Raw genomic sequence first — 23,412 nt, forward strand, 5'->3', positions numbered from 1 at the left:
TTTTTTCGAGACATCCTTTTTCTTTTTGGAAGTATATTGTATGATGATAACGAATACATAAAAATGAACGTATTAATATCGGAGGGATGTCGGGTGGATTGGAAAAGCAAATATGAGCAATGGATGGCATACGAGCAGCTAGACGGAGAATTAAAGCGTTTATTACAAGACCGCCAAGACGATCTAAAGTGGCTTGAGGATGGTTTTTATAAAAATTTAGAATTTGGCACCGGTGGCATGCGCGGAGAAATTGGTCCCGGAACAAATCGGATGAACATATATACCGTAAGGAAAGCATCGGAAGGGTTGGCGCGATACATAGAGTCCTTTGGCGAAGAAGCGAAAAAACGCGGTGTGGTCATTGCTTATGATTCGCGGCATAAGTCTCGGGATTTTGCGATGGAAGCGGCGAAAACGTTGGCCACTCATGGCATTCAAACGTATATATTTGATGAACTGCGGCCGACGCCGGAGCTTTCGTTTGCTGTTCGCTATTTGCACGCATTTTCCGGCATTGTCATTACCGCCAGCCATAATCCACCGGAATATAATGGATATAAAGTGTACGGCGAAGACGGGGGGCAACTTCCTCCGGATACGGCAGATGCGGTAATTCGATACGTCAATGAAGTGGCAAATGAACTTGATATCCACGTTGAGGATGAAGCGATTTTAAAAGAAAAAGGGCTCATTCAAATTATCGGCGAAGAAGTGGACAATGCTTATATTGACGCTGTAAAAACAATCTCTCTTCAACCGAAGCTGGCGGAAGAAGTCGATATTAACATTGTTTTCACACCGCTTCACGGCACATCCAACAAACCGGTCCGTCGTGCCTTAAAGGAACTTGGATATCGTAATGTGTTTGTCGTCAAAGAGCAAGAACAGCCTGATCCGAATTTCTCTACCGTAGCCTCGCCAAATCCGGAAGAACACGCAGCATTTGTCTTAGCAATAGAGCTCGGCAAAAAAGTTAATGCTGACTTGTTAATTGCAACAGATCCTGACGCCGACCGGTTGGGAGTTGCCGTCAAAAATGATCAAGGCGAATATATAGTGCTTACCGGAAACCAAACGGGCGCTTTGCTGTTGCACTATTTACTATCGCAAAGAAAAGAAAAAGAAATATTGCCGGAAAACGGCGTGGTGCTAAAAACGATTGTCACCTCGGAATTCGGACGCGCGATTGCGCAATCGTTTGGCCTAGAGACGGTGGATACATTAACCGGATTTAAATTTATCGGCGAAAAAATCAAAGAATATGAGCAAACGGGGCAATATACGTTCCAATTTGGTTATGAGGAAAGCTACGGCTATTTAATCGGCGATTTTGTCCGCGACAAAGATGCGGTGCAAGCAGCCGTATTGGCCGCGGAAGTATGCGCATTTTATAAAAAACAGGGTATGTCTTTATATGAAGGATTAATACACTTGTTTGACCGATACGGCTATTATCGTGAAGGACAGCAGTCATTAACGTTAAAAGGAAAAAAAGGAGCAGAAACCATTCAAGCGATTTTAACATCATTCCGCAATGAACCTCCGACAGAAGTAGACGGAAAAAGGGTAACCGTGATCGAGGATTATAAAACGAAAGAACGGATCCATACATTGATGGGCGAAAAAACAGTGATTACGCTTCCAACTTCCAACGTATTAAAGTATGTATTGGAGGACAATTCATGGTTTTGCTTGCGTCCTTCGGGAACGGAGCCAAAAATTAAAGTGTATTTTGGCGTGAAAGGAAAGTCATTAGCTGATAGTGAAGAAAAATTAAATCGCCTTTCTAACGCAGTGATGAAACGAGTTCATGACCTTCTTCGCACTGCTTCGCTATCTTAATCATAAACGAACAGACACATACAGAAAGGATAATTCTATATGTTAACAAACCAAGTAGCGATTGTCACAGGAGCTTCTCGCGGAATCGGAAAAGCCGTTGCGTTTCAATTAGCGGAGCAAGGAGCAAAATTGGCGCTGACGGGAAGTTCTGAAGGGGTTTATGAAACGGAAAAAGAGCTAAAAGAGAAAGGATTTTCTTATGTGAAGGCGTTCCAAGTGGACGTTTCCAATGAACAACAAATGCAAAAGATGGTTATAGAAGTATTAGAAGCATTTGGGCAAATCGATATTCTCGTTAACAACGCAGGAATCGGATTTTTTAAGGAAGTGGAAGAGACGACCGTGGAAGAATGGGAGCGCATCTTTGCCATCAATGTTCAAGGCGTGTTTATCGGGGTAAAAGCCGTGCTTCCGCATATGAAAGAAAGAAAATCAGGAACGATTATTACCGTTTCTTCCGATGTCGGCCGTTACACGATTCCGAACGGTGCGGCATACACCGCGACCAAATACGCTGTTCAAGGATTTTCTGGTTCGCTTGCGCAGGAAGTAAGAAAGTACGGCATTCGCGTTGGCACGATTAACCCAGGAATGGTTGATACGTACTTTGCTAATTCCATCCAAGGCGTTCCAGAAAAACGCGATTGGCTAAAAGCCGAAGATGTCGCTCAAGCAATCGTGTATATGGCAAGCGCTCCAAAACATATGCTTATTGATGAGATTATCCTTCATCCGCTAATTCAGCAATATCCTATTGCATAAGCGAAAAAAAGACAATGCCGATGTCGGCGTTGTCTTTTTCTATACAATTTGGGCGAGGAGGAAATTCGATGGACAGAGAGAAGCAGGATATTCAAGAATTGCTGACGTTAAAATCTATTGCGGAAACGTTGAATCAGTGCAATGATGTAAAGGAAATGCTGCAGACCGTATTAAAGGAATTAATACAAGTGATGGAATTGCAATGCGGCTGGATTTTTTTCGTTGATTCTAAAGAAGGATACTCTCTTGTTGCCGACTATCAATTGCCTTCAGCCCTGGCAAGAGAGAACAAAAAGCTGATGTGCGAAGGGGATTGTTGGTGTTTGGAACGGTACAGAGATGGGCGGCTGCAGCGGGCTGCGAACGTTATTGAATGCAAACGGCTTGGAAAGGCAATCGAAGAGAAATGGGGAGATGCCAATGGCGTCACCCACCATGCGAGCATTCCCCTTCGTGCAGGGGACGAAAAATTTGGGGTGCTCAATGTAGCTGCTCCGCATAAAACGAGCTTTTCCAATAAGGAACTGGCATTATTAGAAGCGGTTGCTTATCAAATCGGGACAGCAATAAAGCGAATCAAGCTTGCTGAAAATGAACAAAAACTCGCGTTAATTGCAGAACGTAACCGCTTGGCGAGAGATTTGCACGATTCAGTGAGCCAATTATTATTTTCGCTGCAGTTGACGGCACGCGGCGCAAAGGAAATGACGGAAGATAAAACGATAAAAGATATGTTCGCATACATTCAACAATTAGCGCAGGAAGCCCTTCAGGAAATGCGGACGCTTATTTGGCAGCTTCGTCCGTACGGTTTGGAACATGGACTAGCCAATGCCTTTCAGCATTACGGAGATATGCTCGGATTAAAAGTAAACGTGGAGATTAACGGACTAATGGATTTACCTAACGAAGTCGAAGAGTGTTTATGGCGTGTGGGGCAAGAAGCATTGAATAACTGCAAAAAACATGCGGGAGTGTCCGAGGTGGATATTGCCATCCACGTCCAAAAGCACCATATCCATATGAAGGTCCATGATGAGGGATGCGGATTTTCCAAGGCTGATGGCCAGCCTTTTTCTCTCGGCTTAAATAGCATGAAAGAAAGGGTCGCATCATTAAATGGCGAAATTCATATCGAAAGTTCTGTTGGAGAAGGAACGACGATTGATATCATCATTCCGTTGAAAAAGGGGAGAGGATAATGGGGATCAAAGTGCTTATTGTGGATGACCATCATGTTGTTCGGCGAGGATTAGTTTTTTTCCTCAACACGCAAAAGGAAATCAATGTAGTCGGTGAAGCAGCCAATGGCGAAGAAGCGGTGGAACAGGTAAAAGAGCTGCAGCCAGATGTCGTGTTAATGGATTTGGTCATGCCGGTTATGGATGGAGTGGAAGCCACGAAAAAAATAAAGGAAATATTTCCGCACGTGAAAATTCTCATTTTAACTAGCTTTTCCGATGTTGACCATGTTATTCCCGCCATTCGTGCCGGCGCGTCGGGGTATCAATTGAAGGATGTGGAACCAGATCAGTTAGTACAAGCGATTATATCTGTGTACCGAGGTGAAAATCAGCTTCATCCAAAAATCACTGCTCATTTAATGACTCACTTATCAAAAGGTGGAGATCGTGAGAAGCAACTTATTGAAACGTTGACGAAGCGGGAAAAAGAAGTACTTGCTGAAATAGCGAAAGGAAAAAGCAATAAAGAGATTGCCGCAGCATTGATGATTACGGAAAAAACGGTCAAAACGCATGTATCCAATATACTTGCGAAGTTAAATCTTGCGGATCGTACCCAAGCGGCACTCTATGCCGTAAAACATCTCAGACTTTAGTTGTATCGCGGCTTCTACTATTTTCGGACGCAACGCTCCCCCGATTTGCCGACGAAAGAAACCTTTTCTTTGATTACATTATAATTAGAAACACAAAGGAGCAAAGGAGAGAAATGATATGCATATCGTGGTCGTAAACGGGAGCCCACGCAAATCGGGGAGAACGGGAATCGTCGCCAGACATATTGCAAGGCAATACAGGGCTCAGCTTATTGATTTGAGTAAAGAAGTGATCCCGCTATATAACGGGGAGGCAAGCCAAGAAGAATTGCCCAGCGTCCTTCATCTGCGTCAGCAAATGCAAAAAGCAGCTGGCATTATACTTTGCTCACCTGAGTATCACGGCGCCATGAGTGGAGCGTTAAAAAACGCTCTTGATTTTTTAAGCAGCGACCAATTTGAACACAAGCCAGTTGCTCTTATTGCGGTAGCAGGGGGAGGAAAGGGTGGTATCAATGCCTTAAACAATATGCGGACGGTGATGCGCAGCCTGCATGCGAATGCCATTCCTAAGCAGCTGGTTTTAGATCCTCCTAGTTTTGCTGGTGATCATTTAACGAAGTCGGCAGCTTTACAGGTGGATGCTATCTTTTCCGAACTGCAGCGTTATATCAACGCAGCCAAGTGGTGGAGGGAGAAGCTATGAGCAGCCTGTATCGCGACCGCCGGTTATATTTGTTGCTCGTTGCTAATCTGTTCTCTTCCGTTGGAACAGGAATCACGATGATGGTGGTTCCTTGGATGCTCGTGCAAAAGCCTGATGGAGCAATGTGGTTTGGCTACATGTCCACAGCGATGACGATCATTATGTTTTTATTGACACCGTATGTCGGAATGTGGATTGATCAAATTTCCCGCAAAGTCATGTTGGTGTTTGGTGAGGCGATAGGATTGGTGATCGCCGCTATGTTTGCCCTGTACGGAATGGCAGAAATGAAGTATCATGTATGGCATTTAGTGTTTTTATTTGCCAGCGGCTCTCTATATTATTTTCTCTTTTATCCGACGCTATTTGCATTTAGCCAGGAAGTATTTCACCCTGATCAATACAAAATGTTGAATGGGATTATGGAGATTCAAGGGCAATTAGCCACCGTCATTTCCGGCGGAGCGGCAAGCCTGCTTCTTACGAAAGTGCCGCTTTACTGGATTTTATGGCTAGATGCGTGCACGTATGCAGTAGCGATTATTTGCTTTTTCTTTATCCCATATCAACGTTCTTTCAGAAATGGAAAAACATATTCATTTTGGGTGAAAATGACCGAAGGATACCATTATATGAAAGCTCAGCCGCTGCTATTTTGGTTTTTGTTCGCTTCGCTCATGCCCTTCATTGGTGTGATGATGACCAATTACCTTCACCCGATTTATATTGTCGATGTCTTAAAGGAAGATAGTTCGGTATACGGAATCCAAAGCATGGTATACGGAATCGGGGCCGCACTCGCAGGGGCGGTAGTGCCGTTGTGGCTAAGGAAAGTCGGAACCAAAGTAAGCATCACCATCACCGTCTTTATGTATGCGATGGCGATGACCATGTTTCTATTTGTAAAAAACATGTGGATATTTTATGTGCTTGTAAGCCTTACGGCGTTTGGTAATGCGGGTACAAGGGTGGCTCGTAATTCACTAATGATGGAACGAATTCCTAATGAGAAAATCGGAAGGGTGGATGGTTTGTTTCGAGCGCTCGGTTTTCTTATTCGTTCCGCTTTGTTAAGCGTATTTACTGGTCTTGTGTCATTACAGCATGTCCTGATTCCATATGCTGTATTAAGCGGATTGCTTATCATTTCCGGGGTATTGGTGCTAAAGACAGGGGAATCAGTGAAAAAAGAGCAAGTTCATCTGACATCCATGGGATAAAAGGGATTTTTTATACATTGGCGGGAGGCCGATATGATATGTAATGGGGAATTGGACCGGACCAATTCCCCGTTTTTTATTTACGAATAGAAGCATGCGTACTGCTCTGCTTCTGTTTTTGGTTCGCTTACTTCAAGAGCATGGTCGATGTAGCGGAGCAAAGACGTCAATCGCTCCTGAATCACGGAGTAATCATGTTCGAAGTTGTAAGCGTGAAGAAACTTCTCGATTTTTTTCGAAAGCAAGTCATCTTGCGTGCGCACCATTAAAATAAGCAAGTTATCCCATTCGGAACGGTGCGTGTAATACAACGCTTTATCATAATCAATCGTGTTCAATAAGCATGCCTCCTTTAGCGAAGGAGTTATTGTTAGTGTATGATGCTCGAACTTTTTTTACACTGTCAATGTTACGCAGGTAGGTAAAAAATAAATTATAACTGAAATAAGCGGGGAAAAGTAAAAATAAATGTTGCAATTTTATGACAAAAACAGTATCCTCAAAGTAAGGGGATGGTGAAAATGAAAGAACGGCACGAGGGGAAAGAGATTACGCAAATGTGTAAAATGATCGCTGCTGTAGGATTGATTGTCGGATTTTCCTTGTTTTTGTTAAGTTTTGTTGCAATCGGTTACAACAAAGACTTTTTCCTTACTATTGTAAGTTTAGGAATTATTGGCGCTTCGATGTTTATGTTCGGCTTTGGAACGTTTATGGGGATTTTAACGGAAACATATAGAAATACGAAAAAAAGTATGTAAAAACACCGGCTGCTAAACGCCGGTGTTTTATTTCTTTTTCTGCTGGTAGTACCAGTATAACGTCAGCAGGACAACGAGAAAAATAAAGAAAAGGGCGAAAAAAGAGCGGTACGAATCCATATATTGTTTAATTTTGATCCAGTTTTCCCCCAAATAATTGCCAATGGCAAGAAAGGTAAAAATCCATACAAATGCTCCGCTATAAGCATACACCATAAATTTTTTCCAGTCATATGCGTTCGCGCCAGCTAAAAAGGCGGCAACATGGCGGATGCCAGGGATAAAGTAGCAAATAAACAGCACGGAAGGTCCTAGTTTGGCAAATAATGTTTTTGTTTGCTCCATTCGTTTTTCCGTAATATGTATTTTTGGGCCAAATTTCCGCAAGAATGGCAAACCTAATAAGACTCCTAAGCAGTAGCTAATGGAAATACCGATAGTAGCGCCAAAAAAGCTGCAAATAAAAGCAATAGGATAGGACAGAGAACCGACAGAAATGCGGTAACCGACATAGGTGAGCAGAAGTTCGTCGGGAATGGGCATGCCGACAATACCTAACATAAGTACAATCATGATGCCAATATAGCCAAAATGGTTGATAAAATAATGCAAATAATGCTCCACTGTACCACCACGCTTTAATGAATTTAGTCGCGAGCAAAGCGAATAAGCAGAAAATGAAAGGGCTTCATTATTCGCTAATGTTCATTATAAAACAATGCATGTGTTGAAGGGAAATTGCATTTTTGTCCATCCAAGGAAAATGAATGATATATGTTTTGTTCGAGTATCAATAATAATGCCTAGCTCTTTCATTTTGCGTGCTGCAGCTAAAATACCGCAATATACCCTGTATTGTTTTCCTTTTACTACCTCGCCATAGTCTCCAGGAGTATATTCCATCTAAATCAGATTTACCGGCAATATGGATTTCCCATGAGGCAAGATATAGAAATATGAAACGGACTTATACGTATCAAAACTCCTGTTTTCTCATACATTGTGATAAGAGGAAAAGGGGAGGAGATGTGCATGCGACAAGATGAGTTAAAGGAGTTGGAACGGGCGATTGCTGAGATTACGGAAATTGCCGAAGGATTTGGGTTGGACTTTTATCCGATGCGTTATGAAATTTGCCCAGCGGATATTATTTATACGTTTGGTGCGTATGGCATGCCCACAAGGTTTTCCCACTGGAGCTTTGGCAAGCAGTTTTATAAAATGAAGCTGCATTACGATTTGGGGTTAAGCAAAATTTATGAGTTGGTGATTAATTCTGACCCGTGTTATGCGTTTTTGTTAGATACGAATACGTTAATCCAAAACAAACTAATTGTCGCTCATGTGCTGGCGCATAGCGACTTTTTTAAAAATAATGTGCGCTTTAGCAATACAAAGCGCGATATGGTCGAAAGCATGGCAGCGACCGCCGAGAGAATCAAACATTACGAACATCAATATGGAAAATTGGAAGTAGAAAAGTTTTTAGATGCGGTATTGGCGATTCAAGAACATATCGACCCGTCACTGCTTCGTCCAAAACTATCGTGGACGTGGGAAGATACGGAAGTATATGAAGAGGAAGAACCGCCAAAAAGAGCGACGCCATATGACGATTTATGGAGTCTTGATGAAAAAGATCGCCCAGCTCCGCCTCCGCGCAAAAAGCGCAGGAAGTTTCCGCCGCAGCCGGAAAAAGACGTATTGTTGTTTATTGAGGAGTATAGCCGTGAATTGGAAGACTGGCAGCGTGATATTTTAACGATGATGCGCGAAGAAATGCTCTATTTCTGGCCGCAGCTTGAGACGAAAATCATGAATGAAGGCTGGGCGACGTATTGGCATCAGCGCATTTTGCGGGAAATGGACTTAACAAGCGACGAGGCGATTGAATTTGCGAAATTAAACGCGAATGTTGTACAACCGTCGCGCACAGGAATTAATCCGTACTATTTAGGATTGAAAATTTTTGAAGACATTGAAGAGCGTTGGAACAACCCAACGGAGGAAATGAAAAAACGTGGGGTGAAGCCGGGATCGGGCCGCGAAAAAATTTTCGAAGTGCGCGAATTGGAATCCGATATTTCGTTTTTGCGCAATTATTTAACGAAAGAGTTAGTAATGCGCGAAGATATGTATTTATTCCAAAAGCAAGGAAAAGAGTATAAAATTGTTGATAAAAGCTGGGAGCATGTTCGCGATCAGCTCGTGAGCATGCGGGTCAATGGCGGGTTTCCGTACATTACGGTCAATGACGGAGATTACATGCGCAATGGCGAACTATATTTAAAGCATTGGTACGAAGGGATCGAATTAGACATTAAATATTTAGAAAAAGTGCTTCCGTATATTTATCAGCTATGGGGGCGTCCTGTTCATATGGAAACGGTGGTGGAAGAGAAGCCTATATTATTTACGTATGATGGAAAAACAGTGCATCGGAAATATATATAATCCGTGTGACATAGAGCTGCTTTGAAGGCAGCTTTTTTTATTTGTTTGTATACAATAAAAAACAGCAACAGTGGCCAAGAAAGGAGAAAAGGAATTTGTTCCACTATACAATCGAAGTGCAAATCGGGAATGTCGATTGATTATAATTGCCTTCCCATCCCCTTATAGTAGACAGCTTGATGGAAAGGTTAGTATACTATAGGGGGTTTTTATTTGTCAACAATGTTTACGGAAGAAAGGTGTGTGGGAAATGAAGGAGAAAGCGCAAGCACCAACGGAGGATTCCAAATATATTCAACAGCATCTCGCCAATGAACGTACGTTTTTAGCGTGGATTCGAACGGCTATCGCTATAACAGGAATTGGATTTCTTATCATTAACTTGCATATCAAATCGTCCCATCATTCTTTATCCAACATGGCAGTGCAAATGATTGGAACGTTGTCTGTCGTAACGGGAGTGTGTACGGTTGTTTTTGCCACTATTAGCTATTTCCAAAAAGCAAGACAAATTAATGAACAAACATTTCGTACCGCTCGTTTTCTTATTTGGTTTTTAGCACTTTTAGTGTTATTTGTCACACTGTTGTTTGGTTATTATTTTTTTGTTTCTTTGTATAAAGCATAAGAAAATGGTTATCATCATTATCGGTGGTAACCATTTTATTTTTGGGATCCATAAGCATAATGGATAAAAAATTTTATGGTATAAAACATTTTTACATTTATAACCCTATTAATCATGATAAATTTGTGAAAAACATCACAAACTCGGTATCTTGTCAAAGTTTTTTATTATAATTGTTGACAAAATAAATAAATAAGAGCAAGAGGAATCAAAGGAGGAAAAAATGTGTGGAAACGCCAAGAAAAATGGCTTGTGATGGTTAGTTTTCTTGTTGCGGTGGTTATGCTTCTGTCGATGGCCGGCAGATTGTTTTCATAAAAGGGGGATATTGCGATGTGGGAATATGATCCAGTTCTGTTTAGCCGAGTGCTTACGGAACTGACGCTGACGTTCCATATTATTTATGCAACGATCGGCGTCGGCGTCCCGTTAATGATTGCGATTGCTCAATGGGTGGGCATCCGCAAAAACGATGAACATTACATTTTGCTGGCGCGGAGATGGACGCGCGGCTTCGTCGTTACGGTAGCCGTCGGCGTTGTGACGGGAACGGCGATCGGATTGCAGCTGTCGTTATTATGGCCGAACTTTATGCAACTTGCAGGTCAAGTCATCAGTCTGCCACTGTTTATGGAGACGTTTGCCTTCTTTCTTGAAGCGATTTTCCTTGGCATTTATTTATATACGTGGGATCGATTTGAAAATCAGAAGAAACATTTGTTGCTGCTCATTCCGGTTGCCATCGGTTCTTCGGCATCGGCAATGTTTATTACGATGGTAAACGCGTTTATGAATACTCCGCAAGGTTTTGAATTGAAAAACGGAGCCATCACGAATATCGAGCCGCTTGTGGCAATGTTTAATCCAGCGACGCCGACGAAAGTGGCGCACGTCTTGGCGACAGCCTATATGACTTGTGCTTTTGTCTTGGCGTCCATCGCCGCTTGGCATTTAATGCGAGGCAACCGCCATATTTATCACAAAAAAGCACTACATTTAACGATGAAAACAGCTTTGATTTTTTCACTTGCAAGTGCACTTGTCGGCGATTTATCCGGCAAGTTTTTAGCCGAGTACCAGCCGGAAAAATTAGCGGCGGCGGAATGGCACTTTGAAACGAGCACCCATGCGCCGCTTGTCTTGTTCGGGACACTTGATGAAAACAACAATATAAAAAATGCGCTGATAATTCCAAACGCATTAAGCATTTTGGCGCATAATCATCCCGCCGCGGAAGTAAAAGGATTAAACGAATTTCCGAAGGAGGAAACGCCCCCGCTTTACATTCACTATTTATTTGATTTAATGGTGACGCTTGGCGTGTTTCTCACCGTTGTAGCGGCGGTTTATTGGCTTGGAAAAATATTTAAGTGGAAGTTTGTCGAGAAAAAATGGTTTTTCGGTTTGTTGGTAGCCTCCGGTCCACTTTCGATGCTGGCGATTGAAGCGGGATGGTATCTTGCCGAAGTCGGCCGGCAGCCGTGGATTTTGCGCGGTTATATGAAAACGGCGGAAGCGGCGACATCGTCAGCGTATGTCGATACGATGCTCATTTTATTTTCGATCTTGTATCTTATTTTAGGAATCGCGAGTGCGGCGGTGCTGATTAACATGTTCCGCAAAAACCCGGTCAAACGGGAATTGGTGGAACGTTCGAGCCAGCAGGAGGTGATGGCGGAATGACGTTGGAGATTGTTGGCATTTCTGTTTTATGGCTGTTTTTGTTCGGATACGTTATAGTCGCCTCAATTGACTTTGGTGCTGGATTTTTCAGCGCATACAGCGATTTTGCCAAGAAAAAGCATATTTTACATAAAATTATCCAGCGCTATCTTTCCCCGATATGGGAAGTGACGAACGTGTTTCTCGTCTTTTTCTTCGTCGGCATCGTCGGCTTTTTCCCGAAAACGGCCTATTATTACGGCTCGATTTTGCTCGTTCCTGCCAGCATTGCCATTGTGCTTTTGGCGATCCGCGGGTCGTATTATGCGTTTCATACGTATGGCGGGACGGAAAGAAATTGGTATTTGTTTGCCTACGGGCTAACGGGGCTGTTTATTCCGGCGTCACTATCGATTGTGCTGACGATTTCGGAAGGGGGATTTGTGGAGAAAAGCGGGGAAAAACTCACTTTATTATATAAAGAGCTGTTTATCAGTCCGCTTACTTGGAGTATTGTGTTGTTAAGCATTACGAGCGTTCTCTATATTTCCGCTACATTTCTAACATATTACGCTAATGAAACGGGGGATATGCAGGCGCGCGAATTGCTGCGGAAATATGCGCTAAGTTGGAGCGGACCAACGATTTTATCGGCGCTCCTCATCATTTATCAGCTGCGGCATCATAATCCGGAGCATTATAGCAACATGTTCAATATTGCTTGGATGTTTGCCATATCATTTCTGTTTTTCGTGTTGACCGTTTATTTGCTTTGGAAAAAGAGACATTTTGGCTGGGCGTTTATTAGCTTGCTGCTGCAATATGCGTTCGCGTTTTACGCATACGGCATTTCTCACTATCCATATTTGTTGTACCCATACTTAACGATTTACGACGGATTTACGAATCAAACAATGGCGATCGCGCTTATTATCGCGTTTATCGCCGGTTTGTTGTTATTAATTCCATCGCTGTATTTGTTAATGCGATTGTTTTTATTCAACAAAAAATATGTAAAAGGACAATTATAGGAGGAGCATAACATGCAAACATTTCTTATTATGTATGCACCAATTCTTATTGTGGCGTTGTCTGTGGTTGCCGCGTTTTGGGCCGGATTGAAAGACAAACAGGTCGAGTAGGGCTTCCTGCTCGGCATTTTTTATATTTGTTAGTTGACATTTATGGAAAAATCGATTACTATAAAGACTAGGTTATATACCCATACATGTATATGTAAATAAAATATTTTGTTTTGTAAAAACTATGATCGAGAAAAAACGAGGAGGAATTCTTGATGAAAGTAGCGATTATCGCAGCTAACGGTAGTTTATTTGACGCATACAAAGTATTCAATATTGCCACAGCGGCAGCGGCATCAGAGGCAGAAGTAGGCATTTTTTTCACGTTTGAAGGGTTGAATCTCATTCATAAAGAAGCACATAAAAACTTACCGCTTCCAGAAGGAAAAGAGCATCTTCAAGAAGGATTTCAAAAAGCGAATGTTCCGTCAATCGAAGAGCTTGTAAAAATGGCGCAAGAATTAGGTGTGAAACTGGTTGCATGCCAAATGACGATGGACGTCATGGGTCTTGACAAAGATCAATTTGTCGATGGAATTGAAGTCGCTGGAGCGGCCACATTTTTAAACTTTGCGAAAGACGCCGACATTACGTTGACGTTCTAGTGGAGGGATGAAAATGAAACGAGTTACGGTATATACAACAACGACATGTCCGTATTGTGTAATGGTGAAAAACTTTTTACGTGAACAAGGCGTTCCGTTTGAAGAAGTAAACGTGCAGCGGGATCCTGCCGCGGCGCGGAAACTTGTTGAAACAACGGGGCAAATCGGAGTTCCACAAATCGAAATTGATGGCCAATGGGTAATTGGCTTTGACCCGGACGCCATCATGCAATTGTTGCAGCGTTAATGAGGCACGGGACGTAATTCCTGTAAAAGAACCCGTTTCCAAGCGGTGTGAAACGATTTATTTTGGATGTACGCAACAAAGAGGAATTCGGCGATTGGAAACGGAAGGAAAGAAGCATATACGATTGAGAGTGCGTCAAACGAATATAGAAAAATTTCAACCAGATAAAGAACAACGGGGAATGGAAAGCGATCCAAACCGTCGTGCGGTTTGCTAAAAATGCATCAGCAAGAAAAAGCTTCGGATTATGGATTCCGAAGCTTTTTGATTATAATAACCATTAAAAAAAGAGTACAGGAGGATTTATGAATGGCAGGGCATCGTTTTCACCCAGAAAAGGCGGAAAAATTATTAGATCCGAAGCGAAAAGAAATCATTGATCCAGAAAGGGTGATAGAGATATTGCAAATCGGAACACAAGATGTCATTGCTGATTTAGGAGCCGGCAATGGGTATTTTACCGTGCCAATGGCGAAAAAGACGAAAGAAAAAGTATATGCGGTGGATGTACAACGAGAAATGTTGGAATTTTTAAAGAAACACGCAGAAAAAGAACAAGTGGATAATATCGAATATATACTAGGAGATATATCTAATACATCTTTGCCTGCACAATCAGTGGACAAAGGACTCATGTCGTTTGTGTTTCATGAAGTAGATGATCATGACGCAGTGCTTGCTGAGATCGAACGGGTGATGAAACCGAACGGAAAATTTCTGATCATTGAATGGGAAGCGGTGGAAAGCGAAATGGGGCCGCCGCTTCATGAGAGAATTCCTTCTCAACAATTGTTGGAATATATGAAAACAAAACACCAGAATGCGGAATTTTTCTCCTTTCATCCAACCGTATACGGCATATTGCTAACGTATTGAGGCAACAGCGGTTGTCTCAATACATGTCGGGATGATGAACGATACATCATTCATCCATATATTGTTAAAATAAAACAGTTGCTAATATACCTATTAGGGTATATAATAAGCAGGGATAATAGTAATGGATCGAGGTGATCGCCGTTTGTATATCATTGGCCTGATTATTTTCGGTTTATTATTTATGGCATTGTATCGCCGTTATTATCCGGTAAACAATGTTCCATGTATAGATATAGCCGATGAACGAATCAAGGATATGATTGTTTTAGATATTCGTGATTATAATGAAGCGACAGAACCGCCTATTGCTAATTCGCTTCATATTCCGTATGCTTATTTAAAACGGCATTTTTCTACTATTCCGAGCAAATCGCTTCATATTATCGCAAACAATGAAATCGAAAAAAATTTAGGCATACGTTTTTTGCGCCGTCACGGTTTTGACGTACAAAGCTATTCAATCATCCATTGTCCTTGTCGAGAAAGGGGAAATGAAAAATGGAATACAATAAAGAAATCAAAAACCGCTTAAGACGGATTGAAGGACAAGTGAAAGGTGTTCTTAGCATGATGGAACAAGGAAAAGACTGCAAAAGTGTTGTCGCGCAGTTATCGGCGGCACGCAATGCGATCGATCGCGCCATTGCGGTCATTGTAAGCACCAATTTAGAAAATTGTCTCCGCGAAAGCATGGAAAAAGGGGAAAAAACGGAACATTTAGTCAAAGAGGCAGTAGAGCTATTAGTAAAAAGCAGATAAGTCAACTCTTCAAAAAGGGTTGACACATTCTTTTATCCATACTAATATACCTATAGGGGTAATAGTAAAATAACAAGGAGGTTATCCATCATGAATGTAAATAAAGTATTAGATGCGAAGGGATTAGCTTGTCCAATGCCGGTTGTAAAAGCGAAAAAAGCGATGGATGAATTAACATCAGGACAAGTGCTCGAAATTCAAACGACCGATAAAGGATCGAAAAGCGACTTGCCGGCATGGGCGAAAGCAAGCGGCCATACGGTTATTGATATGAAAGAAGAAAATGGCGTATTTACGTTTTGGATTCAAAAAGGGTAATTTTTTAGTTGTTCATATACCTATATAAGTATATGTATATAGAGGGGGAACTTAATGCCGAAACAAAAGAAAAAAACAACAATTATTTTATTTAGCGGCGACTATGATAAAGCGATGGCGGCTTACATCATTGCGAACGGTGCCGCCGCTTATGACCATGACGTCACGATTTTCCATACGTTTTGGGGATTAAACGCATTGCGAAAAGACGGGCATATTTCGGTGAAAAAAGGGTTTTTGGAAAAAATGTTTGCCAAAATGATGCCGCGTGGAGCGGATCGCATGGGGCTTTCACGCATGAACTTTGGCGGCATCGGACCAAAATTAATCAAACACGTTATAAAAAAGCATAACGCGATGCCGCTGCCACAATTAATCGAAATGGCAAAAGAGCAAGGGGTTAAATTAGTCGCGTGTCAAATGACCGTTGATTTATTAGGGCTGAAACCAGAAGAATTGATCGATGGCATTGAGTTTGCCGGAGTGGCAACGTATTTGGCGGATGCGTCAGAAGGTAACATAAACTTATTCATTTAAAGGTGATTACGAATGACACAAACAGTAATGAATATCGTTTTATTCCTATTGCTCGCTTGGTTTATTACAAGTCGCGTCATTCCACCGCGAGGGGTACGGATGATTACGACAACAGAGCTAAAGAAAGAGTTAGAAAAAAAAGATGTGCAGTATGTGGATGTACGTACTCCCGTGGAATTTCGTGCGAACCATATTCGCGGATTTAAAAATATTCCGCTTCATGAATTGCCAAAACGCGCGAATGAATTATCCAAGGAAAAAGAAGTGATTGTAATTTGCCAAAGTGGAATGCGAAGCACAAAAGCCAGCAGACTATTGAAGAAGCTGGGATTCGCACACGTAACGAACGTAAAAGGCGGAATGAACGCTTGGTCATAAAAAAAGGAGGGGAGCGTTGATGAAACAATTAACGACAAAAGAAGTAGAAAAACTTTTTCAAGAAGGAAAACAGCTGAACATTATCGATGTTCGTGAAGCGGAGGAAGTGGCGACCGGGAAAATCCCTGGTGCGATCAATATTCCGTTAGGATTGCTTGAATTTCGCATGCATGAGCTGGATAAAAACAAGGAATATATCCTTGTTTGCCGTTCGGGAGGAAGAAGCGGACGTGCAGCACAGCTGTTGGAAAGCCATGGATATCATGTGATCAATATGACTGGCGGCATGTTGGAATGGGAAGGACCTGTAGAATAAATAAAACGGCAAAAGGAGGAATGCAGCATGATTCGAGTAAACATGACAGTTGACGCAAAGGGGTTATCTTGCCCAATGCCGATTGTAAAAGCAAAAAAAGCGATCAGTGAGTTACAACCAGGACAAGTGCTCGAAGTACAGGCAACCGATAAAGGTTCGAGAGCTGATATCAAAGCATGGGCGGAAAGTACCGGCCATCAATATTTGGGAACGATCGAGGAAGGAAACGTGTTAAAACATTATATTCGTAAAGCAAGTGACCATGAGACAAAAGGCGAAGCAACATATCCTCATGTGATTTCCAACGAGCAGCTGGCGGAAAAAATAAATGATGATTCTGTGGTCATTGTAGATGTCCGTGAACCGGCGGAGTATGCGTTCGGGCATATCCCAGGAGCGGTTTCGATTCCGCTTGGAGAATTAGAAGACCGCATCAATGAGCTGCCAAAGGATAAAACGATTTATGTTGTTTGCCGTACTGGGACGCGCAGCAATTTAGCGGCGCAAAAATTAACCGAAAAAGGATTTGCTAATGTATGGAATGTCGTTCCAGGCATGTCGAAATGGGAAGGACCGCTTGATACAGCTCAATTATGATTGAGCGGTTTTTTAAAAGGCAAAATATACTATAGGGGGTATAAAAATGGCGGTAAAAGAAATGACGGTGCAAACATTGACAGAAAAAGTATTAAATAAAGAACATCTCGTTATTTTCGACGTACGCAATAAAAGCGATTTTCATGATTGGAAAATTGAAGGGGAGAACTTTGAATATATTAATGTTCCATACTTTGAGTTGATTGATGGTGTAGATTCGGTTGTCGAACGCCTCCCAAAAGACAAAGAGGTTGTCGTCGTTTGCGCCAAAGGCGGTTCAGCGGCGTTTGTGGCAGAACAATTAGTAGAGGCAGGGTTTAACAATATTTATACGCTTGCTGGCGGCATGAAAGCATGGAGCGAACATCTTCACAGAGCAAAAGTATATGAAGATGACAAGATGAAAGTATATCAATTCATTCGTGTCGGAAAAGGGTGCCTCTCTTATATGGTGATTTCCGGAAAAGAAGCGCTTGTCGTTGATCCATCGCGGTTTATTGATGTATATGAACAAGTCGCGCAAGAAGAAGGAGCAGCGATTACGCATATCGTCGATTCCCATTTACATGCAGATCATATTTCTGGCGGAAAAGTGCTGGCGGAACGTACAGGTGCGACATATTACTTGATGAAAAGCGAAGGAGCGGTGTTTGATTTCGAACCGCTTGAGAAACATGACCGCATTGATTTTGCGCAAGTACAATTAGAAGTATTGGCGGTAAAAACGCCAGGACATACGCCGGGAAGTGTTTCCTTCTTCGTAAACAATCAACTGCTTTTCTCTGGAGATACGATTTTTGTCGGCGGACTCGGACGCCCGGATTTAGGCGGAAAAGCGGCGGAATGGGCCGCGGATTTGTATGACACGGTATACGAAAAAGTGGCTGTGATTGCGGATGATGTAATCGTTCTGCCTGCCCATTACTCTAATTTGGATGAAGAAATGAACAAAGCGGGATATATCGGCGACACATTAGGCAATATTCGCGCCCGCAACGAAATGATGCAGCATAAGCAAAAACAAGAATTTATCGATATTGTTGTTCAAAACGCAAACACAGAGACACCGCCAAACTTTGAAGACATCGTGGCAATCAACCGCGGGCTAAAAGCGGTCGGCATGGAACAACAACAAGAACTTGAAATCGGTCCAAACCGTTGCGCGCTGCATCATACCCGTTAATTTGAAGGAAGTTGAGAAAATGAATGGGAATAAGGTCGTCGATACAAAAGGATTATCTTGTGCCATGATCGTTGTGAAGGCAAAAAAGGCTATCGATGAATTGACACCGGGTCAAATACTTGAAATCGAAACGACGGATCAAGGAGCAAAAAATGATCTAACTGCTTGGATAAACGTGAGCGGTCATGGGCTAGTCGATTATAAAGAAGAAAATGGTGTATGGAAATTTTGGGTTAAAAGAAAATAATCGTTCGGGGGTACGTATAAAGTACCCCCTAGTTTTCGAAAAGTCAAAAGGGGTAATGTATTGATGGAAGTGACGTTGAATTTCATCATCGTGATTTTCCTCATTGGTTTTATCGGTTCGTTTATTTCTGGCATGGTTGGCATTGGAGGGGCCATTATTAAATATCCGATGTTGCTTTATCTTCCGCCGCTATTTGGGCTTGCTTCGTTTAGCGCCCATGAAGTGTCAGGAATTAGTGCGGTCGAAGTGTTATTTGCGACGATTGGCGGCGTTTTGGCATATCGAAAAAGCGGTTATTTAAATAAAACGTTAATTCTTTATATGGGGATTAGTATTTTGATCGGCAGTTTTCTTGGTGGGTTCGGTTCGAAAATGATGAGCGAAGGAACGATTAATGTCGTGTATGGTATTCTCGCCGCATTGGCTGCTGTCATGATGTTTGTTCCGAAAAGAGGCATTGACGATATTCCAAGCGGTCAAGTGACTTTTAACAAATGGCTGGCCGCTGCATTAGCGCTTGTCATTGGAATTGGTTCAGGGGTCGTTGGCGCAGCGGGAGCGTTTTTACTAGCGCCGATTATGCTTGTTGTGTTAAAGATTCCAACACGAATGACGATTGCCTCCTCGCTGGCGATTACGTTTATTTCATCCATTGGTTCGGCGTTTGGAAAAATCACAACGGGTCAAGTGGAACTGATTCCTTCCATCATCATGGTTGTTGCCAGCTTAATCGCCTCTCCTTTAGGAGCAAAAATGGGGCAAAAAATGAACACAAAAGTATTACAAGTTATTTTAGCAGGGTTAATTTTAGCGACGGCCGTAAAAATTTGGGCTGATATTTTATAATTCGTCTTGCAAGTATGAACTGCGTTTTATTTCCATCATTTCATTTTCACGAATAGTTTGTTTCAAAACTGCCCACACTAACTGATGATAAAAATAATCAGGAAGGTGGGCATGGATGAAAGAAGTATTGCAACGTGTCAAAGAAAAGCTGGAACAATCGTTTAACCAACCGGGCGCCTATGATTTGGATCAATGTCTCCGCGAACTTGAGCAGTTAAAGGCGACGGCAGGTGATAAACAACAAATGATTGAAGATGTCATTCGCGCTGTCACCCACGCGAAAAACGCGCAAGCACAGCTTGCCAATGCGGGCGATGAGTCGGCAACGAACGCTTTTGCCGAAGCGTATCGGGCGCTCGATCAAGCAATTGAATCTTACAGTAACGCGGACAATGACCCAGTGTGAATAGGTGAGGATTTCCTTGCCTATCCATGAGTAAAATGTTGGCGGAAAAAGTTTGTTTTTTTTCATTTGGAGGAGATATCAATCGATGTAATATTGACAAAACTTTGGCAAAATATTTTTATTGAATATCAATTGATTTTTTTATAAAATAAAAATTAGAAACATTTAATCATTTATTATTCAAGGAGGTACTAAAATGAAAGCCCTTACATACCTAGGACCAGGAAAAAAAGAGGTAATGGACAGGCCAAAACCGAAAATTGAAAAAGAAACAGATGCAATCGTTAAGATCACAAAAACAACGATTTGCGGAACGGATTTGCATATTCTTAAAGGAGATGTCCCAACCGTAGAAGAAGGCCGCATTTTAGGCCATGAAGGTGTAGGGATTATTGAAGAAGTCGGCTCAGCCGTAAAAAATTTCAAAAAAGGCGATAGAGTGTTGATTTCCTGCATTACCTCCTGCGGAAAATGCGAAAATTGCAAAAAAGGGTTGTATGCCCATTGTGAAGATGGAGGTTGGATCTTAGGACACTTAATTGATGGAACCCAAGCAGAGTATGTAAGAATTCCGCACGCGGACAATAGCCTTTATCCAATTCCGGAAGGTATGGATGAAGAGGCTCTCGTCATGCTTAGCGACATTCTTCCGACAGGGTTTGAAATTGGCGTGTTAAACGGTAAAGTTCAGCCTGGGCAAACAGTTGCCATTATCGGAGCTGGTCCCGTAGGTATGGCAGCGCTATTAACCGCTCAGTTTTATTCCCCTGCAGAGATCATTATGGTTGACTTAGACGATAACCGTCTAGAAGTTGCCAAAAAATTTGGTGCCACCCAAGTGGTGAATAGTGGTGACGGCAAGGCGGTTGAAAAGATTATGGAATTAACCGACGGAAAAGGTGTAGACGTCGCGATAGAAGCCGTCGGAATTCGACCAACATTTGATATTTGCCAAGAAATTATAAAAGAAGGCGGCCATATAGCCAATGTAGGTGTTCATGGAAAAAGTGTCGAGTTTCATATTGAAAAATTATGGATACGTAACATTACGCTAACAACCGGTCTTGTCAATACGACTTCTACACCAATGCTATTAAAAACGGTGCAGTCGAAAAAATTGAAACCGGAACAATTAATTACACATCGCTTTGCCTTTTCCGATATTATGAAAGCTTATGAAATATTTGGAAATGCGGCGAAAGAAAGGGCATTAAAGGTCATTATTTCTAACGACTAGGTTTTCTTTATATTCCAAAAAATCAATTCTTGATCATTAGAACCTGTATCATATTATACAATGATACGGGTTTTTTTTCTAATTGCTCGACTTAGCGCCTGTTATCACCAGGGTAGATATTGTAGATTTCTTGGCGATGTGTTAATCTGTTCATAAATGAACTCCTTTGACTGGCTGGTTTTGTTGTGCATTTTTATTCTAATTAAGGAATCGGTTTGAATTGATGTTGGTTGATTTAAGTACAGTAATATTTTAATATAAGAATACGATTCATGGGCGAATTTGGAGGTAGCAATGGAACTTTTAGAAGTGTTTAAAGCCTTGTCCAATGAAACAAGGCTGCAGATCGTACAGTGGCTAAAAAATCCTGAAATCCACTTTCCAAAACCGCAGCATGGCGATATACACGAAGATGGAGTTTGCGTGAGCGACATCCATAAAAAAGTTGGATTGTCACAGTCTACAGTGTCCCTTTACCTATCCATGCTGCAAAATGCCGGATTGATAAAAGCGAAGCGAGTCGGGCAATGGACTTATTATAAAAGAAATGAGGAGAACATCAAAAAATTGCTCGAATTGTTATCTAGAGATTTATAGACCAAATCGATTTTTGGCCTGAATCCCTTTTTTATTTCTCTATAGTTTTGGATATTTATAAATATAGATTTCACTTTTATTTTTGTGTTCTATATCTATAATTCTAGATATTTATAAAAACAGATTAAAGATTAAACAAGAATGAGGAAGAACAAGTTTGGTAAACATAACATTTATGCATATGACTCTCGACTGTTTTTTCTGATGGAATCATACAAGGGCAGCATTCCAAAGATAGGAAGAGCTGTAAAAAAGAAATGCAGAGTGGAGGAACGATGATGAACCGATTTGAAAAGCACAAAGGATATTCGCGCATGTTTAAGGAAAATCATCTCACTCTTGGATTGTTCTTTCCTATAGAATCATACGAAGGCAGCATTCCAGAGATGGACGTGGAAAAGCAAATAAAACTGGCAAAAAGAGCAGAAGAACTCAATTTTGCTGCGTTGTTTGTCAGGGATGTTCCGTTACATGATCCTTATTTTGGTGATGTGGGTCAAATTTATGATCCTTGGGTCTATTTAGGATATATAGCCGCCCATACAGAAAAGATTGCTTTGGGAACTGCAAGTATTATTCTTACCTTGCGTCATCCTTTGCATGTTGCCAAAGCAGCGGCTTCGATTGACAGACTATCTGGTGAACGTTTGATTCTCGGGGTGGCGACCGGGGATCGTCCGATAGAGTTTCCAGCGTTTTCCGTTGATTCTGAACAGCGCAGTGCCCTGTTTCAAGAAGCCGTGTTGGTAATGAAAAAAGCGTGGAAGGAGAATTTTCCGGTAATCCAAACGCCACGAGTTCATATGTCGAGCGGGGACCTTCTGCCAAAACCGCGCTTGTCGGACATTCCGGTGCTGGTAACCGGTCACAGCTCTCAGTCCATAGAATGGATTGCCGAAAACGGTGATGGTTGGATGTATTATCCTCGAAACTTGAGATTCCAAGCGGAGCTGATTAAAAATTGGCGTTCTCATACCGATCAGTTTAAACCGTTCACTCAATCTTTATATGTAGATTTGACGGAGGACCCAAATCATCCGCCAATCCCTATTCATCTAGGGTTCCGAGCCGGGCGCAACATACTCATTGAATTCCTTGAAAGTCTTAAAAGTATTGGTGTTAATCACGTGATTATCAACTTAAAATATGGCCATCGCCCTGTTGAAGAAGTGATTGAAGAATTAGGGGAAGAAGTTGTTCCGCACTTTCCGGCATTAACCGGGAAAAAGTGATTTAGTGAATGAAACATGTTGGAGAAGAAGGATTCGGCGCACGAACGTATTGAAATCGTCAACGCACACTTGGTTCGTTATGAAGGACTCAGGCTATTCCGTTCTAACGAACTTTGAGATCGGAATCGCCG

Annotated in this window: 31 protein-coding genes; 29 read left to right on the forward strand and 2 right to left on the reverse strand. The window is 41.9% G+C overall.

What is annotated here, in order from left to right:
* Window positions 1-93 precede the first annotated feature (93 nt).
* From HT574_RS00240 to HT574_RS00265, 6 genes are all read left to right on the forward strand, one after another.
* Window positions 94-1,842 carry a phospho-sugar mutase gene (locus HT574_RS00240; RefSeq protein WP_175243042.1) on the forward strand — a complete coding sequence of 583 codons (1,749 nt, stop codon included), beginning with the start codon at window positions 94-96 and terminating at the stop codon, window positions 1,840-1,842.
* A 39-nt stretch (window positions 1,843-1,881) separates the two neighbouring features.
* Complete coding sequence (locus HT574_RS00245) at window positions 1,882-2,604, forward strand: SDR family oxidoreductase (protein ID WP_175243043.1); 723 nt, start codon at window positions 1,882-1,884, stop codon at window positions 2,602-2,604.
* A gap of 68 nt (window positions 2,605-2,672) precedes the next feature.
* Window positions 2,673-3,806: a GAF domain-containing sensor histidine kinase gene (locus HT574_RS00250; protein WP_175243044.1), complete on the forward strand. Its 1,134-nt coding sequence runs from the start codon at window positions 2,673-2,675 to the stop codon at window positions 3,804-3,806.
* A complete protein-coding gene (locus tag HT574_RS00255; protein WP_175243045.1) occupies window positions 3,806-4,444 on the forward strand; it encodes a response regulator in 639 nt (212 codons plus the stop codon). The genes HT574_RS00250 and HT574_RS00255 overlap by 1 nt, the downstream gene beginning before the upstream one ends.
* A 118-nt stretch (window positions 4,445-4,562) precedes the next feature.
* Entirely contained in the window at window positions 4,563-5,090 is a 528-nt protein-coding gene (locus HT574_RS00260; protein ID WP_175243046.1) for an NADPH-dependent FMN reductase, read from the forward strand.
* Window positions 5,087-6,310 carry an MFS transporter gene (locus tag HT574_RS00265; protein WP_175243047.1) on the forward strand — a complete coding sequence of 408 codons (1,224 nt, stop codon included), beginning with the start codon at window positions 5,087-5,089 and terminating at the stop codon, window positions 6,308-6,310. Before HT574_RS00260 ends, HT574_RS00265 begins: the two co-directional genes overlap by 4 nt.
* An 80-nt stretch (window positions 6,311-6,390) precedes the next feature.
* On the opposite strand, the gene HT574_RS00270 is transcribed toward HT574_RS00265, so the two are convergent.
* The gene (locus HT574_RS00270) at window positions 6,391-6,648 is read right to left on the reverse strand and encodes a YhdB family protein (RefSeq protein WP_017436621.1); all 258 of its coding nucleotides are present in this window, start codon (window positions 6,646-6,648) and stop codon (window positions 6,391-6,393) included.
* Between the two features lie 183 nt (window positions 6,649-6,831).
* Between HT574_RS00270 and HT574_RS00275 the strand changes: the two genes are divergently transcribed.
* Window positions 6,832-7,071 (forward strand): MFS transporter, encoded by a 240-nt coding sequence (locus tag HT574_RS00275; RefSeq protein ID WP_175243048.1) that lies wholly within the window; start codon window positions 6,832-6,834, stop codon window positions 7,069-7,071.
* A gap of 27 nt (window positions 7,072-7,098) precedes the next feature.
* Here the strand turns inward: HT574_RS00275 and HT574_RS00280 are convergent, their stop codons facing one another.
* Window positions 7,099-7,695, reverse strand: coding sequence for a DedA family protein (locus HT574_RS00280; RefSeq protein ID WP_175243049.1), 597 nt, complete (start codon window positions 7,693-7,695; stop codon window positions 7,099-7,101).
* A gap of 408 nt (window positions 7,696-8,103) precedes the next feature.
* Between HT574_RS00280 and HT574_RS00285 the strand changes: the two genes are divergently transcribed.
* The 22 genes from HT574_RS00285 to HT574_RS00385 all read left to right on the forward strand — a co-directional run bounded on the left by HT574_RS00285 (window position 8,104) and on the right by HT574_RS00385 (window position 23,281).
* Window positions 8,104-9,525 (forward strand): SpoVR family protein, encoded by a 1,422-nt coding sequence (locus tag HT574_RS00285; RefSeq protein ID WP_175243050.1) that lies wholly within the window; start codon window positions 8,104-8,106, stop codon window positions 9,523-9,525.
* A 250-nt stretch (window positions 9,526-9,775) separates the two neighbouring features.
* Window positions 9,776-10,153: a YidH family protein gene (locus tag HT574_RS00290; protein WP_175243051.1), complete on the forward strand. Its 378-nt coding sequence runs from the start codon at window positions 9,776-9,778 to the stop codon at window positions 10,151-10,153.
* Between the two features lie 333 nt (window positions 10,154-10,486).
* Window positions 10,487-11,836 (forward strand): cytochrome ubiquinol oxidase subunit I, encoded by a 1,350-nt coding sequence (locus HT574_RS00295; protein WP_175243052.1) that lies wholly within the window; start codon window positions 10,487-10,489, stop codon window positions 11,834-11,836.
* Window positions 11,833-12,846: a cytochrome d ubiquinol oxidase subunit II gene (locus tag HT574_RS00300; protein WP_175243053.1), complete on the forward strand. Its 1,014-nt coding sequence runs from the start codon at window positions 11,833-11,835 to the stop codon at window positions 12,844-12,846. Before HT574_RS00295 ends, HT574_RS00300 begins: the two co-directional genes overlap by 4 nt.
* Window positions 12,847-12,858: 12 nt before the next feature.
* Window positions 12,859-12,957, forward strand: a complete 99-nt coding sequence (gene cydS, locus HT574_RS20375) for a cytochrome bd oxidase small subunit CydS family protein (RefSeq protein ID WP_017436629.1) — start codon at window positions 12,859-12,861, stop codon at window positions 12,955-12,957.
* Between the two features lie 155 nt (window positions 12,958-13,112).
* Window positions 13,113-13,502, forward strand: coding sequence for a DsrE/DsrF/DrsH-like family protein (locus HT574_RS00305; RefSeq protein ID WP_175243054.1), 390 nt, complete (start codon window positions 13,113-13,115; stop codon window positions 13,500-13,502).
* A 13-nt stretch (window positions 13,503-13,515) separates the two neighbouring features.
* A complete protein-coding gene (locus HT574_RS00310) occupies window positions 13,516-13,749 on the forward strand; it encodes a glutaredoxin family protein (protein ID WP_017436631.1) in 234 nt (77 codons plus the stop codon).
* A gap of 309 nt (window positions 13,750-14,058) precedes the next feature.
* On the forward strand, window positions 14,059-14,625 hold the full coding sequence (locus tag HT574_RS00315; RefSeq protein ID WP_175243055.1) for a class I SAM-dependent methyltransferase: 567 nt from the start codon (window positions 14,059-14,061) through the stop codon (window positions 14,623-14,625).
* Window positions 14,626-14,749: 124 nt separating this feature from the next.
* Window positions 14,750-15,160, forward strand: a complete 411-nt coding sequence (locus HT574_RS00320; protein WP_175243056.1) for a sulfurtransferase — start codon at window positions 14,750-14,752, stop codon at window positions 15,158-15,160.
* Window positions 15,127-15,387 carry a metal-sensitive transcriptional regulator gene (locus tag HT574_RS00325; protein WP_012749266.1) on the forward strand — a complete coding sequence of 87 codons (261 nt, stop codon included), beginning with the start codon at window positions 15,127-15,129 and terminating at the stop codon, window positions 15,385-15,387. The genes HT574_RS00320 and HT574_RS00325 overlap by 34 nt, the downstream gene beginning before the upstream one ends.
* 90 nt (window positions 15,388-15,477) lie before the next feature.
* Entirely contained in the window at window positions 15,478-15,705 is a 228-nt protein-coding gene (locus tag HT574_RS00330) for a sulfurtransferase TusA family protein (protein ID WP_061580314.1), read from the forward strand.
* Window positions 15,706-15,759: 54 nt separating this feature from the next.
* Entirely contained in the window at window positions 15,760-16,242 is a 483-nt protein-coding gene (locus tag HT574_RS00335) for a DsrE/DsrF/DrsH-like family protein (RefSeq protein ID WP_175243057.1), read from the forward strand.
* Window positions 16,243-16,254: 12 nt separating this feature from the next.
* Window positions 16,255-16,620, forward strand: coding sequence for a rhodanese-like domain-containing protein (locus HT574_RS00340; protein ID WP_175243058.1), 366 nt, complete (start codon window positions 16,255-16,257; stop codon window positions 16,618-16,620).
* 19 nt (window positions 16,621-16,639) lie between these two features.
* Window positions 16,640-16,936, forward strand: a complete 297-nt coding sequence (locus HT574_RS00345; protein ID WP_175243739.1) for a rhodanese-like domain-containing protein — start codon at window positions 16,640-16,642, stop codon at window positions 16,934-16,936.
* A gap of 27 nt (window positions 16,937-16,963) precedes the next feature.
* Window positions 16,964-17,533, forward strand: coding sequence for a sulfurtransferase TusA family protein (locus HT574_RS00350; RefSeq protein ID WP_175243059.1), 570 nt, complete (start codon window positions 16,964-16,966; stop codon window positions 17,531-17,533).
* A 46-nt stretch (window positions 17,534-17,579) separates the two neighbouring features.
* Window positions 17,580-18,716: an MBL fold metallo-hydrolase gene (locus tag HT574_RS00355; protein ID WP_175243060.1), complete on the forward strand. Its 1,137-nt coding sequence runs from the start codon at window positions 17,580-17,582 to the stop codon at window positions 18,714-18,716.
* Window positions 18,717-18,735: 19 nt separating this feature from the next.
* The gene (locus tag HT574_RS00360) at window positions 18,736-18,963 is read left to right on the forward strand and encodes a sulfurtransferase TusA family protein (RefSeq protein ID WP_175243061.1); all 228 of its coding nucleotides are present in this window, start codon (window positions 18,736-18,738) and stop codon (window positions 18,961-18,963) included.
* Window positions 18,964-19,026: 63 nt separating this feature from the next.
* Window positions 19,027-19,809: a sulfite exporter TauE/SafE family protein gene (locus tag HT574_RS00365; RefSeq protein ID WP_175243062.1), complete on the forward strand. Its 783-nt coding sequence runs from the start codon at window positions 19,027-19,029 to the stop codon at window positions 19,807-19,809.
* Between the two features lie 115 nt (window positions 19,810-19,924).
* Window positions 19,925-20,215, forward strand: a complete 291-nt coding sequence (locus HT574_RS00370; protein ID WP_175243063.1) for a hypothetical protein — start codon at window positions 19,925-19,927, stop codon at window positions 20,213-20,215.
* 196 nt (window positions 20,216-20,411) lie between these two features.
* A complete protein-coding gene (locus HT574_RS00375) occupies window positions 20,412-21,452 on the forward strand; it encodes a zinc-dependent alcohol dehydrogenase family protein (protein WP_175243064.1) in 1,041 nt (346 codons plus the stop codon).
* Window positions 21,453-21,746: 294 nt separating this feature from the next.
* Complete coding sequence (locus tag HT574_RS00380) at window positions 21,747-22,049, forward strand: ArsR/SmtB family transcription factor (protein WP_081160274.1); 303 nt, start codon at window positions 21,747-21,749, stop codon at window positions 22,047-22,049.
* A gap of 278 nt (window positions 22,050-22,327) precedes the next feature.
* Window positions 22,328-23,281 (forward strand): LLM class oxidoreductase, encoded by a 954-nt coding sequence (locus tag HT574_RS00385; protein WP_175243740.1) that lies wholly within the window; start codon window positions 22,328-22,330, stop codon window positions 23,279-23,281.
* Window positions 23,282-23,412: the final 131 nt, after the last annotated feature.

Origin of the sequence: Parageobacillus sp. VR-IP (assembly GCF_013357975.1) — a bacterium.
Lineage (GTDB): Bacteria > Bacillota > Bacilli > Bacillales > Anoxybacillaceae > Saccharococcus > Saccharococcus caldoxylosilyticus.

Bases quoted from the DNA above. Each gene is read 5' to 3' on its own strand.
- HT574_RS00245 (WP_175243043.1), top strand. From the start codon at position 1,882: ATGTTAACAAACCAAGTAGCGATTGTCACAGGAGCTTCTCGCGGAATC.
- HT574_RS00250 (WP_175243044.1), top strand. From the start codon at position 2,673: ATGGACAGAGAGAAGCAGGATATTCAAGAATTGCTGACGTTAAAATCT.
- HT574_RS00255 (WP_175243045.1), top strand. From the start codon at position 3,806: ATGGGGATCAAAGTGCTTATTGTGGATGACCATCATGTTGTTCGGCGA.
- HT574_RS00260 (WP_175243046.1), top strand. From the start codon at position 4,563: ATGCATATCGTGGTCGTAAACGGGAGCCCACGCAAATCGGGGAGAACG.
- HT574_RS00265 (WP_175243047.1), top strand. From the start codon at position 5,087: ATGAGCAGCCTGTATCGCGACCGCCGGTTATATTTGTTGCTCGTTGCT.
- HT574_RS00275 (WP_175243048.1), top strand. From the start codon at position 6,832: ATGAAAGAACGGCACGAGGGGAAAGAGATTACGCAAATGTGTAAAATG.
- HT574_RS00285 (WP_175243050.1), top strand. From the start codon at position 8,104: ATGCGACAAGATGAGTTAAAGGAGTTGGAACGGGCGATTGCTGAGATT.
- HT574_RS00290 (WP_175243051.1), top strand. From the start codon at position 9,776: ATGAAGGAGAAAGCGCAAGCACCAACGGAGGATTCCAAATATATTCAA.
- HT574_RS00295 (WP_175243052.1), top strand. From the start codon at position 10,487: ATGTGGGAATATGATCCAGTTCTGTTTAGCCGAGTGCTTACGGAACTG.
- HT574_RS00300 (WP_175243053.1), top strand. From the start codon at position 11,833: ATGACGTTGGAGATTGTTGGCATTTCTGTTTTATGGCTGTTTTTGTTC.
- cydS (WP_017436629.1), top strand. From the start codon at position 12,859: ATGCAAACATTTCTTATTATGTATGCACCAATTCTTATTGTGGCGTTG.
- HT574_RS00305 (WP_175243054.1), top strand. From the start codon at position 13,113: ATGAAAGTAGCGATTATCGCAGCTAACGGTAGTTTATTTGACGCATAC.
- HT574_RS00310 (WP_017436631.1), top strand. From the start codon at position 13,516: ATGAAACGAGTTACGGTATATACAACAACGACATGTCCGTATTGTGTA.
- HT574_RS00315 (WP_175243055.1), top strand. From the start codon at position 14,059: ATGGCAGGGCATCGTTTTCACCCAGAAAAGGCGGAAAAATTATTAGAT.
- HT574_RS00320 (WP_175243056.1), top strand. From the start codon at position 14,750: ATGGATCGAGGTGATCGCCGTTTGTATATCATTGGCCTGATTATTTTC.
- HT574_RS00325 (WP_012749266.1), top strand. From the start codon at position 15,127: ATGGAATACAATAAAGAAATCAAAAACCGCTTAAGACGGATTGAAGGA.
- HT574_RS00330 (WP_061580314.1), top strand. From the start codon at position 15,478: ATGAATGTAAATAAAGTATTAGATGCGAAGGGATTAGCTTGTCCAATG.
- HT574_RS00335 (WP_175243057.1), top strand. From the start codon at position 15,760: ATGCCGAAACAAAAGAAAAAAACAACAATTATTTTATTTAGCGGCGAC.
- HT574_RS00340 (WP_175243058.1), top strand. From the start codon at position 16,255: ATGACACAAACAGTAATGAATATCGTTTTATTCCTATTGCTCGCTTGG.
- HT574_RS00345 (WP_175243739.1), top strand. From the start codon at position 16,640: ATGAAACAATTAACGACAAAAGAAGTAGAAAAACTTTTTCAAGAAGGA.
- HT574_RS00350 (WP_175243059.1), top strand. From the start codon at position 16,964: ATGATTCGAGTAAACATGACAGTTGACGCAAAGGGGTTATCTTGCCCA.
- HT574_RS00355 (WP_175243060.1), top strand. From the start codon at position 17,580: ATGGCGGTAAAAGAAATGACGGTGCAAACATTGACAGAAAAAGTATTA.
- HT574_RS00360 (WP_175243061.1), top strand. From the start codon at position 18,736: ATGAATGGGAATAAGGTCGTCGATACAAAAGGATTATCTTGTGCCATG.
- HT574_RS00365 (WP_175243062.1), top strand. From the start codon at position 19,027: ATGGAAGTGACGTTGAATTTCATCATCGTGATTTTCCTCATTGGTTTT.
- HT574_RS00370 (WP_175243063.1), top strand. From the start codon at position 19,925: ATGAAAGAAGTATTGCAACGTGTCAAAGAAAAGCTGGAACAATCGTTT.
- HT574_RS00375 (WP_175243064.1), top strand. From the start codon at position 20,412: ATGAAAGCCCTTACATACCTAGGACCAGGAAAAAAAGAGGTAATGGAC.
- HT574_RS00380 (WP_081160274.1), top strand. From the start codon at position 21,747: ATGGAACTTTTAGAAGTGTTTAAAGCCTTGTCCAATGAAACAAGGCTG.
- HT574_RS00385 (WP_175243740.1), top strand. From the start codon at position 22,328: ATGAACCGATTTGAAAAGCACAAAGGATATTCGCGCATGTTTAAGGAA.